This window comes from Phenylobacterium sp. (assembly GCF_036502675.1).
Lineage (GTDB): Bacteria > Pseudomonadota > Alphaproteobacteria > Caulobacterales > Caulobacteraceae > Phenylobacterium.
Map to the genome: position 1 here is coordinate 58398 of NZ_DASXYF010000080.1, position 14753 is coordinate 73150.

At 72.7% G+C, this 14753-nt stretch carries 13 protein-coding genes; 2 read left to right on the forward strand and 11 right to left on the reverse strand.

Features of this window, described 5'->3' with window-relative positions; translation table 11 throughout:
• Positions 1–25: 25 nt before the first annotated feature.
• Together gltB and VGL30_RS10305 are read right to left on the reverse strand one after the other, a co-directional pair.
• Positions 26–4663, reverse strand: coding sequence for a glutamate synthase large subunit (gene gltB / locus VGL30_RS10300; RefSeq protein WP_331539573.1), 4638 nt, complete (start codon positions 4661–4663; stop codon positions 26–28).
• Positions 4664–4745: 82 nt separating this feature from the next.
• On the reverse strand, positions 4746–5951 hold the full coding sequence (locus VGL30_RS10305) for an L-lactate dehydrogenase (protein ID WP_331539575.1): 1206 nt from the start codon (positions 5949–5951) through the stop codon (positions 4746–4748).
• 130 nt (positions 5952–6081) lie between these two features.
• Here VGL30_RS10305 and VGL30_RS10310 point away from each other — a divergent pair, with 130 nt between their 5' ends.
• On the forward strand, positions 6082–6411 hold the full coding sequence (locus VGL30_RS10310) for a hypothetical protein (RefSeq protein WP_331539577.1): 330 nt from the start codon (positions 6082–6084) through the stop codon (positions 6409–6411).
• 22 nt (positions 6412–6433) lie between these two features.
• Here VGL30_RS10310 and VGL30_RS10315 read toward each other — a convergent pair whose 3' ends face one another.
• From VGL30_RS10315 to rlmJ, 9 genes are all read right to left on the reverse strand, one after another.
• Entirely contained in the window at positions 6434–6868 is a 435-nt protein-coding gene (locus VGL30_RS10315) for a hypothetical protein (RefSeq protein ID WP_331539579.1), read from the reverse strand.
• On the reverse strand, positions 6865–7248 hold the full coding sequence (locus VGL30_RS10320; protein WP_331539581.1) for a hypothetical protein: 384 nt from the start codon (positions 7246–7248) through the stop codon (positions 6865–6867). Before VGL30_RS10320 ends, VGL30_RS10315 begins: the two co-directional genes overlap by 4 nt.
• Positions 7249–7298: 50 nt before the next feature.
• Positions 7299–7805: a hypothetical protein gene (locus VGL30_RS10325; protein WP_331539583.1), complete on the reverse strand. Its 507-nt coding sequence runs from the start codon at positions 7803–7805 to the stop codon at positions 7299–7301.
• Between the two features lie 148 nt (positions 7806–7953).
• On the reverse strand, positions 7954–8637 hold the full coding sequence (locus VGL30_RS10330) for a cytochrome b/b6 domain-containing protein (protein ID WP_331539585.1): 684 nt from the start codon (positions 8635–8637) through the stop codon (positions 7954–7956).
• 4 nt (positions 8638–8641) lie between these two features.
• Positions 8642–9124, reverse strand: coding sequence for a cytochrome c (locus VGL30_RS10335; protein WP_331539587.1), 483 nt, complete (start codon positions 9122–9124; stop codon positions 8642–8644).
• 82 nt (positions 9125–9206) lie between these two features.
• On the reverse strand, positions 9207–11294 hold the full coding sequence (locus VGL30_RS10340; RefSeq protein WP_331539589.1) for an AsmA family protein: 2088 nt from the start codon (positions 11292–11294) through the stop codon (positions 9207–9209).
• A 61-nt stretch (positions 11295–11355) separates the two neighbouring features.
• Positions 11356–11916, reverse strand: coding sequence for a sugar transferase (locus VGL30_RS10345; protein ID WP_331539591.1), 561 nt, complete (start codon positions 11914–11916; stop codon positions 11356–11358).
• Positions 11917–11992: 76 nt separating this feature from the next.
• A complete protein-coding gene (locus VGL30_RS10350; RefSeq protein WP_331539593.1) occupies positions 11993–12433 on the reverse strand; it encodes a hypothetical protein in 441 nt (146 codons plus the stop codon).
• Between the two features lie 102 nt (positions 12434–12535).
• Positions 12536–13363: a 23S rRNA (adenine(2030)-N(6))-methyltransferase RlmJ gene (gene rlmJ / locus VGL30_RS10355; protein ID WP_331539595.1), complete on the reverse strand. Its 828-nt coding sequence runs from the start codon at positions 13361–13363 to the stop codon at positions 12536–12538.
• 116 nt (positions 13364–13479) lie between these two features.
• Between rlmJ and VGL30_RS10360 the strand changes: the two genes are divergently transcribed.
• Positions 13480–14613: a DNA topoisomerase IB gene (locus tag VGL30_RS10360; protein WP_414694973.1), complete on the forward strand. Its 1134-nt coding sequence runs from the start codon at positions 13480–13482 to the stop codon at positions 14611–14613.
• Positions 14614–14753 lie beyond the last annotated feature (140 nt).

The following is a 14753-nucleotide window of genomic DNA, read 5'->3' on the forward strand; positions in this document are numbered from 1 at the left end:
CGAATGGTGCTCCGGATCTAGAGGGTTACTCGGCGGCGACGGCGGCCGCCGCCAGCCGTTCCGCCGCCATGTCCAGAAGGGCGCGGCGGTAGTCCCTGGGCGTGACCTTGACGAAGGCCGCCAGGCTCGCGTCCCAGTTGTCCAGGATGTACCGCGCCCGCGCGCTGCCGGTGTAGAGCTGGTGGCGCTCGACGAGGATGCGCAGCCGCTCGGCGTCGAACCGCAGGGGGTCGCCCATGCCGGCGTTCTCCACCGAGATGGAGCGCTGGCTCGGACGCAGGCCCTCGTCCGTCTGGGCCGTGTGGGCGATCTTCTCCAGGTCCACCATCGCCGGGTTCACCAGTGGGGCGAAGCGGCCCTTGGGGTCGTAGACGTAGGCGATCCCGCCCGACATGCCGGCCGCGAAGTTGCGCCCGGTGTCGCCCAGCACCACCACCACGCCGCCGGTCATGTACTCGCAGCCGTGGTCGCCCACGCCTTCGACCACCGCCACGGCGCCGGAGTTGCGCACGGCGAACCGCTCGCCGGCCACGCCCTCGAAATAGGCCTCGCCGGCGATGGCGCCATAGAGCACGGTATTGCCGACGATGATGTTCTCGGTCGGGTCGCGCCGGGCGCCGGGCGGCTGGCGGACCACCACGCGGCCGCCGGACAGGCCCTTGCCCACGTAGTCGTTGCCGTCGCCCAACAGCTCCAGGGTCACCCCGCGCGCCAGGAACGCCCCGAAGCTCTGGCCGGCGGCGCCGGTCAGGCGCATGGAGATGGTGTCCTCCGGCAGGCCTACGTGGCCGTAGCGGCGCGCCACCTCGCCCGAGAGCATGGCGCCCGCTGTGCGGTTGATGTTGCGGATCGCGAACTCGCCGCGCACGGGCACGCCGTTCTCCAGCGCGTCCCTGGCCGTGGCGATCAGCTGGTGGTCCAGGGCCTTGCCGAGGCCGTGGTCCTGGCTGTCCATGTTCCACAGCCCCTTCCGGCCCTCGGCCGGCGCGGAATAGAGGATCTTCGACAGATCCACCCCCTGCGCCTTCCAGTGGTCCACGGCCGGGGCCATGTCGAGACGGTCGACCCGGCCGATCATCTCGCAGACCGTCGCGAAGCCCATCTCGGCCATGATTTCGCGAAGTTCTTCCGCCACATAGAAGAAGAAGTTGATGACGTGCTCGGGTTGGCCGGTGAAGCGCGCGCGCAGCACCGGGTCCTGGGTGGCCACCCCCACCGGACAGGTGTTGAGGTGGCACTTGCGCATCATGATGCAGCCCGCGGCGATCAGGGGCGCGGTGGCGAAGCCGAACTCGTCGGCGCCCAGCAGCGCGCCGATCGCCACGTCGCGGCCGGTGCGCAGGCCGCCGTCCACCTGCACGGCGATGCGGGTGCGCAGCCCGTTGAGCAGCAGGGTCTGCTGCGTCTCGGCCAGGCCGATCTCCCAGGGCGAACCCGCGTGAGTCAGGGAAGTGAGCGGCGAGGCGCCGGTGCCGCCTTCGAAGCCCGAGATGGTCACATGGTCGGCGCGCGCCTTGGCGACGCCGGCGGCCACCGTGCCCACGCCCACTTCCGAGACCAGCTTCACGGAGATGCGGGCCTTGGGGTTGACGTTCTTCAGGTCGTGGATGAGCTGGGCCAGGTCCTCGATCGAATAGATGTCGTGGTGCGGCGGCGGCGAGATCAGGCCGACGCCCGGCGTCGAGTGCCGGACGCGGGCGATGTTCTTGTCGACCTTGTGGCCGGGCAGCTGGCCGCCCTCCCCGGGCTTGGCGCCCTGGGCCATCTTGATCTGGATGTCGTCGGCGTTGACCAGGTACTCGGTGGTCACCCCGAAGCGCCCCGAGGCCACCTGCTTGATGGCCGAGCGCATGGAATCGCCGTTCGGCAGCGGCTTGAAACGGTCGGATTCCTCGCCGCCCTCGCCGGTGTTGGAGCGGCCGCCGATGCGGTTCATGGCCACCGCCAGCGTGGTGTGGGCCTCGCGGCTGATGGAGCCGAAGCTCATCGCCCCGGTGGCGAAGCGCTTGACGATCTCGCTGGCCGGCTCGACCGCCTCCAGCGGCAGGGGCTCGTCGGCGGGCTTCAGCCGCATCAGGCCGCGGATGGTGAGCAGCCGTTCGCTCTGCTTGTTGATGGTTTCGGCGAAGGCGCGGTATTCGCCGGGCAGGCCGCCGCGGACGGCGTGCTGCAGGCGCGACACCGATTCCGGGGTCCAGGCGTGCTCCTCGCCGCGCAGGCGGAAGGCGTAGGTCCCGCCCACGTCCAGCATGTCGCGGTAGACCGGCGCGTCGCCGTAGGCGTCGCGGTGGCGGCGCACCGCCTCCTCGGCGATCTCGCGCAGGCCGGCGCCTTCGATGGTGGTGGCCGTGCCGGTGAAGTAGGCCTCCACGAAGGCGGTCGAAAGGCCCACCGCGTCGAAGATCTGGGCGCCGCAGTAGGACTGGTAGGTGGAGATGCCCATCTTGGACATCACCTTCAGGACCCCCTTGCCGACGGCCTTGATGTAGTTCTTGCGCGCCTCGTAGGCCGAGAGCGGCCCGCCGGCGCCGCCGCGGAGCTGCTCCAGGGTCTCGAAGGCCAGGTAGGGGTTCACCGCCTCGGCGCCGTAGCCCGCCAGGACGCAGAAGTGGTGCACTTCCCGCGCCTCGCCGGTCTCGACCACCAGTCCGGTCTGCATGCGCAGGCCCTGGCGGATCAGGTGGTGGTGCACCGCCGCCGTGGCCAGCGCCGCCGGGATCGGGACCCGCTCCTGCGACACAGCCCGATCGGACAGGATCAGGATGTTCATGTCGGCCAGGACCGCGTCGGTGGCTTCGCGGCACAGGCGGGCGAGCGCGCCGTCGAGGCCCGCCGCCCCCTCCTCCGCCGGCCAGGTGGCGTCCAGGGTGGCGGTGCGGAAGGCGCCGTCCAGCAGTTCGCTGATGGCGCGGATCTTGGCCAGCTCCTCGTCGGTGAGGATCGGCTGGGCCACCTCCAGGCGCTTGTGCGTGCCGGCGTGGCGGCCGAGCAGGTTCGGCCGGGGGCCGATCATCGACACCAGGCTCATGACCAGCTCCTCGCGGATCGGATCGATCGGCGGGTTGGTGACCTGGGCGAAGTTCTGCTTGAAGTACTCGTAGAGCAGCTTGGCGCGCCGCGAGAGCACGGCGATGGGCGTGTCGGTGCCCATGGAGCCCACGGGGTCGTCGCCCGTGGCGCCCATCGGCTCCAGGAAGAACTGCAGGTCTTCCTGCGTGTAGCCGAACGCCTGCTGGCGATCGAGCAGCTGGGCCGGGTCGTTGGAGAGGTCGGCGCGTCCGGCCGGGGCTTCCGGCAGGTCCTCGAGCTTGAACTGGGTGTCGGCCAGCCACTCCTCGTAGGGCTCGGCCTGGGCCAGGCTGGCCTTGATCTCCTCGTCCTCGATGATCCGGCCCTGCTCCATGTCGATGAGCAGCATCTTGCCGGGCTGCAGGCGCCACTTGCGCACGATCTTCTCGTCCGGGATCGGCAGCACGCCGACCTCGGAGGCCATGACCACGTTGTCGTCGTCGGTGATCACGAACCGCGCCGGGCGCAGGCCGTTGCGGTCCAGCGTCGCGCCGATCTGGCGGCCGTCGGTGAAGGCCACCGCGGCGGGACCGTCCCACGGCTCCATCAGGGCGGCGTGGTACTCGTAGAAAGCCTTGCGCTTGGCGTCCATCAGCGGGTTGCCGGCCCAGGCCTCGGGGATCAGCATCATCACCGCGTGCGCCAGCGGGTAGCCGCCGGCCACCAGCAGCTCCAGCGCGTTGTCCAGGCAGGCGGTGTCGGACTGGCCGTGCGGGATCAGCGGCCACATCTTGGCCAGGTCCGCGCCCAGCAGGTCGGACTCCATGCTGCGCCGGCGGGCGTTCATCCAGTTGACGTTGCCGCGCACGGTGTTGATCTCGCCGTTGTGGGCGATGAACCGGTAGGGGTGCGCCAGCCTCCACGACGGGAAGGTGTTGGTGGAGAACCGCTGGTGCACGAGCGCCAGGGCGGACACCGCCAGCGGGTTGCGCAGGTCCTGGTAATAGCTGCCCACCTGGGTCGCCAGCAGCAGGCCCTTGTAGACCACCGTCCGCGTCGATAGCGACGGGATGTAGAGCTCGGTCAGGCCCGGCAGGTCGTGCTTCTGGGCGAGATCGCCCAGCGGGTTCTGCAGCTGCTTGCGCACCGCCAGCAGCTTGCGCTCATGGGCGTCCTGGTCGCGGATGTTGGGCCCGCGGCCGATGAACGCCTGGCGGATCACCGGCATCTCGGCCAGCACCGCGCCGCCCAGGCCGGTGGTGTCCACCGGCACGTCGCGCCAGCCCAGCAGGGGCTGTTTCTCGACCTTCAGGAAGTGCTCGAGCTGGGCGACGCCCAGGTCGCGTGCGGCCGCGTCGCGCGGCAGGAAGCACATGGCGACGGCGTATTCGCCGGCCGGCGGCAGGCGCACGCCCTCCCCGGCGGCCCAGTCGCGATAGAGCGCATCCGGAATCTGAATCAGAATCCCCGCGCCGTCGCCCACCAGCGGATCGGCCCCGACGGCCCCGCGGTGATCCAGGTTCACCAGGATCTGCAGGCCGTCCGAGATCACCTCATGCGATTTGCGGCCTTTCAAATTGGCCACGAACCCTACACCGCACGAGTCATGCTCGTTCGCCGGATCATACAGTCCTTGGCGCTGGGGCGACCCCATTCACGTCCCTCACTCTCGACACCAAACGTCGCGCATGCGTCAACGCGGCCGCTTAGGGCCGTCCTGCCGCATCCCGCCGCATTTACCCGGCAAGGTCAGGGCTTGTCGATGGGGCTGATGCCGAGGAAACGAAATGATCTTCTAACTTTAGCGTGTCGAGCAGGCTCTTCCCCGCCCGGCTGGCGTCTGTGCAACCGGTGAGCACCATAGCCGTGGACAGCTCGGCTCTCAGAGTCGAAAGCATCCTCGACACCTGCTTTTGCCCGCCGGCGCCCAAGGCGTAGGCCCAGGCGCGGCCGAGGAAACAGGCCTTTGCTCCCAAAGCCAGCGCCTTGAGCACGTCGAGGCCGGAGCGCACCCCGCCGTCCAGGTAGACCTCCAGCTGGCCGCCCACCGCGTCGACGATCGGCGGCAGGGCGCTCACGGAGGAGCGCACCCCGTCGAGCTGGCGGCCGCCGTGGTTGGAGACGACGATCCCGTCCGCCCCCAGGCGCGCCGCCTCGCGGGCGTCGTCGGGATCCAGCACGCCTTTCAGCACGATGGGCCGGTCCCAGGTCTCGCGCACCCAGGCCAGGTCCTCCCAGGTGACGCCGCGGTCGAAGTTGCGGCCGACCCAGACCCAGAAGTCGTCGATGCCCCTGGCCTCGGGGATGGCGGCGACCACGTTGCCGAACAGGTGCGGCCGGCCGCGGGCCCACACGTCCCATAGCCAGGCCGGCCGGCTCGCCCCCTGCCAAACCCGGTTCAGCGCCCCGCCGAGGCTGCGCGGCCCGCTGAGGCCGGAGCGGACGTCGCGGTAGCGGGTCCCGGCTGCCGGCAGGTCGACGGTGAACACCAGGACGGGGCAGCCGGCGGCGTGGACGCGGGCCAGCAGCTCGCGCATATAGCCGCGGTCCTTCAGCATGTAGAGCTGGTACCAGGGCGGGGCCGCGTCGCGGGCCACCTCCTCCACCGCGCAGATCCCCGCCGTCGACAGGCAGAAGGGCACCCCGGCGCCCGCCGCGGCGCGGGCGGCCTGCACCTCGCCGCGGCGGGCGTACATGCCGGCCAGGCCCACCGGCGCCAGGCCCACCGGCATGGCCCAGGTCTGGCCCAGGGTCTGGACGGACAGGTCCAGGCGGGTCATGTCGCGCATCACCCGCTGGCGGAGCGCGATCGACTGGAAGTCGGCCAGGTTGCGGGCCAGGGTGACCTCCGCGTAGGAGCCGCCGTCGATGTAGTCGAACAGGAGCCGCGGCAGGCGCCGGCGCGCCAGCTCGCGGTAGTCGGCGACCGACGCCGGAACCATGCCCCCTCCCCTCCGCCCGCACCGCGCGGGCGCGCCTGACTTGACGCGCACTTGCGTCCAGCGGCGCAATCTTAGACTAGAAGCCATCGGCGCCGCCATGGCGGCGCGCCGCTCGTGAGGAGACCTGGCGATGAGCGACCGGATCGAACGTCCCTGGGCGCTGATGCGCCACCACGCCGGCTGGGCGGACGTTTTCCACGTGGAGTCCGACACCGCCGATTCCGTCACTGGCTTCTATCCCGACCGCGAGACCGTGGGCCCGCCGGTGACCTATTCCACCCGCGCGGTGCTGGCCCGCTTCCCGACCCTGGAGGCCGCGCGGGCGGCGCGCGAGGGCGCGGTGTCGGAGTGGCGCAAGCATGACACCGGGGTGCGCGACGCCGAGACCCGGCTGCGTGACGCGGAAAAGGCCCGCGAGGACGCCTGGCTCGCCTGCCTGCGCCAGGCGGCGGAGGGCTAAGGGGCTCGAAGGCCGTCGCCCGTCAGGGCGTCGGCGCCGTGCTGGTGGACATCACCGGCTTGGAGCCCGGCGTGTGCGCCATCGCCTTGGTGCGCGAGGAGACGGCGTCCTTCTTCACCTTGGTGTGGGTGTGGGACCTGGAGAACGTGCCCTGATCCATCGCCTGGGCCTTTGCCTGGGCCTTTTCCCCATTGCCGCTGATCTTCGCGCGCGTGTCGGCCTTGCCGTCGGGCGCAGCGGCGGAGCCGCCGGCGCCGATGGCCGTCGCGCCGCCGCTGGTCGCGCCGAGGCCCACGGTCGAGGCCGAGGTGTTTCCCGCCGCCGCCGAGCCCGCCGTGCCGCCGGTCGCCGCCCCCGGCTGCGAGGCGCCGGTCCCGGCGGTGGTCGCCGACTGCGCCCATCCGGCCGCGGGCGCCAGGGCGAGCGCCGCAGACGCCGCAACAACAGCTGCTTTCATTTATGTCTCCTCTTCGGGGTGGCGCGGATCACCGGCCGGTCGTCCGCGCAAGGCAGGGTCTGGACAGTCGAGCCGGGAGATCCCGCTCCGGCGGCCGTGGTCGGGCCCGGGCCGCTCGCCCAGGCGCTGCTGACCGCGGCGCCGTCGGCGGATCGCACCGTCACCCCACGGCCGCAGCCCGGTCTCTGCGTGCGGGCCTGCGCCGAAGCGTCCGGCGAGTGGAGCGAAGACCTGACCTGGCCGCCGCCGGCCTCGACGGTGACGCCCGGGGCCGAACCGTGCAGGCGCCCGTTGGGGTCCGCCGTCACGCTAGCATCCTGGGCGCAGGCCGCGCCGGCCCAAAGGGCGGCGCCGAACGCGGCCAGAAGGATCGTCTTCATCTGATCACGCGCCGAGACGGCCGGCTCGAAGCCGGCCGCCAGGTCCCGACCTAGTGGCGATGGCGCCGATGCTTCTTGTGCTGCATGGCGCCTTGGTCGCTCCAGGCGCTCGACGCGCCGGTCCCGACCGCCGACGAGGTGTCGCCGCGGCCGGCCGTCGAGGCGCCCGTGCCCGTCGTGGAGGACGTGTCGATTCCCGAGCCGCCCGCCGCGGACGCGCCCGTCCCGAGGGTCGAGCTCGCGCCCGAACGGCCGGCGGTCGAGCCGCCGACGCCCATCGTGGACGAGGTTCCGCCGCCGGCGCCCGCGGAGGAACCGCCGGCGCCCAGGCCGACGCTCGCCGTGCCGCGGCCGGCGCTGGCGGCGCCCACGCCGAGGGTGGAGCCCGAGCCGGAGCCGGTGGCGGAGGAGCCGCCGGTCCCCAGGGTGGAATTGCTGTAACCGCCGCTGGTGTTCGAAGCGCCGGAGCCGACGGTCGAGGTGGACTGCGCAAACGCGATCGGCGCGGACGCCATCAGCGCCGCCGAGGCGACGCTGGCGACAAGGGCTTTAATCATCGAGTTCCTCCGAGCTGGTCGCCCCGTGCCCCGGGGCGACTTCAGACCGGCCGGAAACGGCCAAAGCTCAAGAATGTTCCAAGCTTAACTTTAGTAAACTCAACCTTGTAGGACGACAGGCTCAACGCCCGGCCCGTAGGCGCCCAGGTCACATCCTGAGGCCGCGGGCCACGAACCAGACGAGGGCCGCGGCCGCCAGCGCCCCCGCCGCCGCCCGCCAGGCGGGGGCGAACTTGAGGTCCGGGTCGACGGCGAAGCGCCGGCGGCCGGTGATCATCGGGCCGATCAGGTCCTGGCGCTTGTAAGCCAGGTAGAAGACCGCCGCCGCCAGGTGCAGGACGACCAGCGCCTGCAGGGCCGTGAAGGCGAGCGCGTGCAGCGCGGCGGCGCGGCGGCCGGCGTCGAAATCCACGAACCTCGACAGCGGCCCGGATTCGATCCCATCCACGTCCACCGCGAAGAGGCCGAATCCCGCCTCCGCCGCCAACGCCGCCAGCAGGGCCGCCACGCTCCAGGCGCCCAGCGGGTTGTGGCCGGCGGTCTCGGACGGTGCGCGGCGGCCGAGGGTGCGGGCGTAGGCGGCCACCGCCCTCGGCCCCTTCAGGAAGCTGGCGAACCGCGCGCTCTCGGACCCCGCGAAGCCCCAATAGAGCCGGAACAGGACGAGGCCCAGGACGCCATAGCCGCAGCGCCGGTGCAGCTCCATCCGGCCGATCTCGGCGGTGAACCAGGCGGCGGCGGCCAGCAGCACGATCAGCCAGTGCCCGATCCGCACCGGCGCGTCCCAGAGCCGGGCGCGCAGCCCCGGCGTGTCGCCGCCCGAGCCCGCCACCGGATCAGGAGGACTTGGCCCGGTACTTGTCGTGGCAAGCCTTGCAGGCGGCGCCGGTCGCCGCGACCTGCGCCCTGACCGCGGCCGGGTCGCCGCCGTTCGCGGCGGCCGAGAGGCTGGCGGTGGCGGCCTGCAGCCCCCTGGCGGCCGTGGCGAAGCCGGCCGCGTCGGACCAGATCTCCGGCTTGGCGCCGGTCTTTACGCCCGCCTCGGGACCGCTGCCGGCCGGGAACCAGTCGGGCGCCCGGGCGGCCAGGGCCTGCATCCTGGACGCGGCGGCCTTGATCGCCGCCATGTCCGGCGCGCCGGCCTTGAGCTGGTCGTTGATGGTCTTGAAGGCCCCGCCGAGCTGCTTGAAGTTGGCCTGCCGCGCCTTCACCGCATCGGCGCCGGCGCTCTGCGCCAGGGCGCCTCCGGCCGCCACGGCGAGACCCAATCCCAGCGCCGCCGCCGTGACCGCCAACCGCCCGCGCCAGATCCCGGCCATCCGCAACTCCCGTTCATTCATTCGATCGAAGGACCGAAGAGTGGAGGCGCGCGGCGGCGTCCGTCAATCCGCCTCTCTGCGCTCACCGGCGGGCGGTCTTCACCGGCGCGCCGTCACGACCGGCTTCGGCGATCAGGGCGCCGCAGGCCGCGTCCTTGGCCAGGCCCGGGTCCACGAACGGCAGGATGGCGGCCAGCGGCGAGAGCACGCTCCCCAGCGCCGCTGCGACGCCGCCCTGCGCCACCACGCCGCCGGTCTCCAGGCCGACCTTCGGAGCGGTGATCGGCCCCTCGACGGTGATCGGCGCGTTGAGGCGGCCGATGCGGAACTTCTTGGGGTGGCCCTTGAGGCGGATGTCGATTCGTTCGGTGGCGAGGTTCACCGTCCCGGAGCCGGTCGCCACTACGGGGCCGGTGTCGAAGACCATGTGGTCGGCGGTCAGCACGCCGTTGACCGCCCGGAAATCGGCCACGGCGCAGCGGATCGGCGTGGTGTCCTGGTCCTTCGACCACAGCAGGCCCAGGCCCTTGACCACGTTCACGCCCATCAGCTCGGCGAAGGCCTTGCGGATCTGGCCGCCGGGGACGACCAGCGTCACCTGGCCGCCGGCCGCCGCCGCCGCGCGGTGCACCGAATCACCCGCGCCGTGCAGCTTCACGCGGCCCGCCAGCGCGCCGGTCAGCGGGGCGCCGCCGGTGCGGACCGGGACGAACTGCTCGAGGCGGGCGTTGGAGATCCTGAGGTCCAGGTCGGTGACCGGGGTGGCCTTGCGCGCGTCCAGGCGCACGGAGCCGGCGATGCGGCCCCGCGGCAATTCGAAGGCCAGGGGGTCAGCGGTGAGCACCCCGTGGTCGAGCTTCAGCTTCACCGAGCCGGAGCGCAGCGCGACCGGGGCGTCGTGGACCGACTGGGCGCGGTAGTCCACGTCGGCGTCCATGGCCCGCAGGCGCTCGACCTTCAGGGTGGCGTCGGGAAGCAGGCGCTGCTGGGCGGCCATCCGCCGGCCGACCGCCGCCTGCTGCGGCGAGGCGGTCTCGCCGGGGCCGGCCTTGGGCGCCCCGCCGAACACCGCGGCCAGGTCGTCGAAGTCCAGGCTGCGGGAGACGAGTCCCGCGGTCAGTTTCGGCCGGCCGCCCGCCGTGTCCACCGCCAGGCGGCCCGTCAGGTCGGTGTCGCCCACCCGGCCGGTCAGGCCCTCGAAGCGGTAGCGGGTCCCTTCGCGGGCGAACCGCGCGGAGAGGCGGTAGGGCGGCGTGTTGGGCAGGGCCACGCCGGTCAGGTCGTAGAGGTCGGCCAGGTCCGGCCCGCGGGCGGTGGCGTTCATCGACAGGCGGCCCAGGTCGAACGGCTTGGTCACCGAACCCTTGGCCGTCACGTAGGTCGCGCCGGCGCGGATGTCGGCGTCAAAGGGGTAGGGCCGGTTACGGTCGATGTTCAGCAGCGGCCCGCCGGTCACCTGCATATGGAACGGCTCCTGGTTCAGGGCGCCCTGGCCGGTGAGCTCGAAGCCGCGGTTGGCGGCGCCTAGCGTCTCGCTGGCGCGGATGGTCCCGCTGAAGACGAGGTGGCGCTTTTCGTCCACCAGGCGCAGCCGTCCGTCGTTGATCACGAACTTACGGATCGGCGGCAGGCGCAGCGGCTGCTGCGGCTTGCGGCCGTCGGAGAAGTCCCAGGTGGCGCGGCCCCTGGCGTCGCGCCGCAGGTCGACGTCGGGGCGGTCGGCCTGCACCAGCATCAGGTCCACCTGGCCGCGCAGCAGCGGCAGGATGCGGATCTGCACAGCCAGCCGGTCGATGCGGGCCATGGGCTTGGGCCCCGCCCAGGCTGGCGCGCCGATGCGGATCCCGTCGGCCGTGGCGCTGGGGCTCAACGACCAGGGATGCACCTTCAGGTCGCCGGTGATGTCCACCTCGCGGTGCATCCTCGCCGAGGCGTAGCGGCCGATGGGGCCGCGCAGCATGTTCCAGTCGGCGAAAAGCAGCAACGCCGTCACGGCCAGCACCAGGGCGGCCAGCACCCCGCCGGTCCAGTAGAGCGCCCGGCGGCGCGGCGACGCCGGCTCGCCCGGCTCCGGCGGCGCGGGCGGCGGCCTGCGGGTCCGCTCGGCCGCCTCGTGAGCCATGCGCCGCAAGCCCTCGCCGGCGCGCATCAGGGCGAAATCACTCGACACAACGGCGTCTCCAGGGCGTCCCACGGCGGGAAAACGCCCGAGGCTCCGGATGTGTCCCTGGCTAGTGGGCGACGCTGTCGCGCACCAGCACCCGGGCGGCGGTGAGGGCCAGGATGCGCAGGTCGAAGCCGAAGGACATGCGGTCGAGGTAATCGCGGTCGAGCCTGGCCTTGTCGGCGACCGGCAGGGCGTCGCGGCCGTTGACCTGCGCCCAGCCGGTCATGCCGGGGCGCAGGGCGTCGACACCGTCGCGGGTGCGCAGCGCCACCAGGTCGTCCTGGTTGAAGAGGGCGGGCCGGGGCCCGACCAGGCTCATGTCGCCCACCAGCACGCTCCAGAGCTGCGGCAGCTCGTCGAGGCTGGTCTTGCGCAGGACGCAGCCCAGCGGGGTGATCCACTGGCCCGGCGCCTGCAGCAGGTGGGTGGCGACGTCGGGGCAGCCCGCGCGCATGGTCCGGAACTTGGGCATGGCGAAGAGGCGGTTGCCGCGTCCCACGCGCCGCGACCAGTGGATGGCCGGCCCGGGCGACTCCAGGCGCACCATCAGGCCCAGCGCCAGCAGCACCGGCCACAGAACGATCAGCCCCGCCGCCGCCGCCAGGATGTCGAAGCCCCGTTTCACCCGCCTGGCCGCTCCCTGCGCCGCACGCGTCACCTTTTAGGCGCCCGCGCGCAGCCCGCCAAGCGGGGCTGACGGATCAGTCGCGGCGCGGCGCGGAGGCCGGCGCCCGCGGACGGCGCGGCGCGGAGGCCTTGGGCCTGGAGGCCGGCTCCTCCGCCGGCGGCGTCAGGGAAAGCGCCTCGGTCAGCGCGGCCTCCTCGGGCGGCGGGGGTTCCGGTTCGGGAGCCGCCTCGAGCGCTGTCTCGACGGTGGTCTCCAGGGTCTGCTGCGCCGTCTCGGCGGCGGCGACGACGGCCTCGGAGGCGGGGGCCGCGGCCTCGACCGCCGTTTCGGCGGCCGCCTTGCCCGCGCCCATCAGGGCCTCGAGGTTGGCCGGCTTGGCCCAGCGCGTCATCCACCAGTAGGCCAGGCCCGCCCCCGCCGCGCCGGCGTAGAGCAACCAGAGCGGCGAAGCCGCGCCCACGGGCAGGCGCAGCGCCCGCTGGGCGATGGCCACCGCTTCGGTCGGGGGTTTCATGGGCTCGATCATCGACATCACGGCGTCTCCAGCCTGCGATCGGATTGTGCGTCGCAACATACCACGCCTCCGATGTCTCGCATCCGCAAAATCGAGAACGCGTCAGCCCGGGGTCAAGATCCGCGCCGAGCCCCCCTGCCCCAGGGTTTCGGCGACCCAGTCGCAGGCCGCCTGCAGCGGCGCTTCGAATCCGGCCGGCGGGTTGGCGAAGGCCAGAACGCAGCCGTTCATCCGCATGGGGTCGCTCAAGGGCCGGATGCGGGTCTCGGCGATCAGCAGGGGCGTGCGCCGCGCCGCGTCCTCCAGGCTGCGCAGGAAGGCGTCGAAGGTCTCCAGGTCCTTCAGCGGCAGCCAGATCATCAGGACGGCGCCGGCGTTGCGGACCAGCGCCGCCCGCGCGGCGGCGGCCGTGCGGCGGTAGTCGTCCGCCCGCTCGAAGGGGGGGTCGATCAGCGCCAGGGCGGGGCCGCGGGCCGGCAGGGCCTGGGCGGCCGCGGCGAAGCCGTCCGTGCAGCGGGTCTCCACATTGGCCCGGCCGCGCAGCAGCCGGGCCAGCGCGCCATGCTCCTCGGGCCGCAGCTCGCAGGCGACCAGCCGGTCGCGGGGCCGCAGCCGCTCGGCCGTGAGCCAGGGCGAGCCGGGATAGGCCGGGCCGCTCCAGGCCTTCTCCGCCGCCGCCACGGCCCGGCGCAAGGCCTGCAGAGGCGCGGGCGCGTCCGTCGCCGCCATCAGCCGGGCGACGCCGGCCGCCGCCTCCCCCGAACGCTGCGCCTCGGGGCCGCCCAGGTCGTAGCGGCCCGCGCCGGCGTGGGTGTCGATCACCGTCAGCGGCGCCTTCGCCTGGGTCAGGCGGGAGAGCAGCTCGATCAGGGCGGCGTGCTTGACCAGGTCGGCGAAGTTGCCGGCGTGGAAGGCGTGGCGGTAGTTCAAGCGGCGTCCTCCCGGCGGTACGGAACCGCGCCGCCCCATACCACGTTGAGCCGCGGCCCGCGGAGACCTCTCACGATGCCTATGCGCCCGTCCCGCCCGCCGTTCCGGTGCTGACGGTGGCGCGCGACCTGCCCGATCCGCCGACCGCCGCGCCTGGCCTGCACTACGTCAACGACCAGGACCCGGGCCTCCGCCGGGTGAAGGCCGCCGCGGGCTTCGGCTACCGCGACGCGGACGGCGCGCCGGTGCGCGACGAGGCGGCGCTGACGCGGATCCGCGCCCTGGTGCTGCCGCCCGCCTGGACCGACGTGTGGATCTGCCCCGACCCGAAAGGCCACATCCAGGCCACCGGCCGCGACCAGCGGGGGCGCAAGCAGTACCGCTACCACGACGCCTGGCGCCGGGCGCGCGACGAGAGCAAGTACGACCGCCTGGTCGCCTTCGGCCGCGCCCTGCCCCGCCTTCGCGCCCGGGCGGAGGCCGACCTCGCCCGCCGCGGCCTGCCGCGGGAGAAGGTGCTGGCGGCCGTGGTGCGCCTGCTGGAGATCACCCTGATCCGGGTGGGCAACGACGAGTACGCCAGGACCAACAGGAGCTTCGGCCTGACCACCCTGCGCGACCGGCACGCCAGGATCACCGCCACGGGTGTGACCTTCGAGTTCCGCGGCAAGAGCGGCAAGACCCACGTGACCGGCCTGCACGACCGGCGCCTGGCGCGCATCGTCAAGTCCTGCCAGGACATCCCCGGCCAGCGGCTGTTCCAGTACCTGGACGAGGACGGCCAGCGGCGCGCGGTGGAGTCCGCCGACGTCAACGCCTATCTGCGCGCGGCGATGGGCGAGGACTTCTCGGCCAAGGACTTCCGCACCTGGGCCGGGACGCTGTCGGCCGTGCGCGCCCTGCTCTCCACGCCCAGGCCCGAGAACGAGACCGAGGCCAGGCGCCAGCAGAACCTTTGCGTGAAAGCGGTGGCCGGCCTGCTGGGAAACACCCCGGCGGTCTGCCGCAAGGCCTACATCCACCCGGCGGTGCTGGCGGCCCACGCCGGCGGGAGGCTGGAGCTCAAGGCGCCGGCCTCCGACCGGGCCTTCGAGCTGGCGGTGCTGCATTTCCTGGAGACGCTGCACGACGAAGCGGACACCATGAGCCGGAAACCCTCCCGGATCCTCCCCGCAGGGGCAGGGGGACCGCCGCAGGCGGTGGAGGGGGCAAGCGGCGTCGCCGAAAAGAACCCCCCTCAGTCAGCCTGACGGCTGACAGCCCCCCCGGGGAAGGGGAGCATCTCGACCCCAGCGATAGCCCGTTGTGCAGGGGAAGTAAGCCGAGCCGCATCTCGGACCGATCGTCGCGCCGGCTCGGCCGGGCGCTGTTCATCCTAACGATTCAAAAC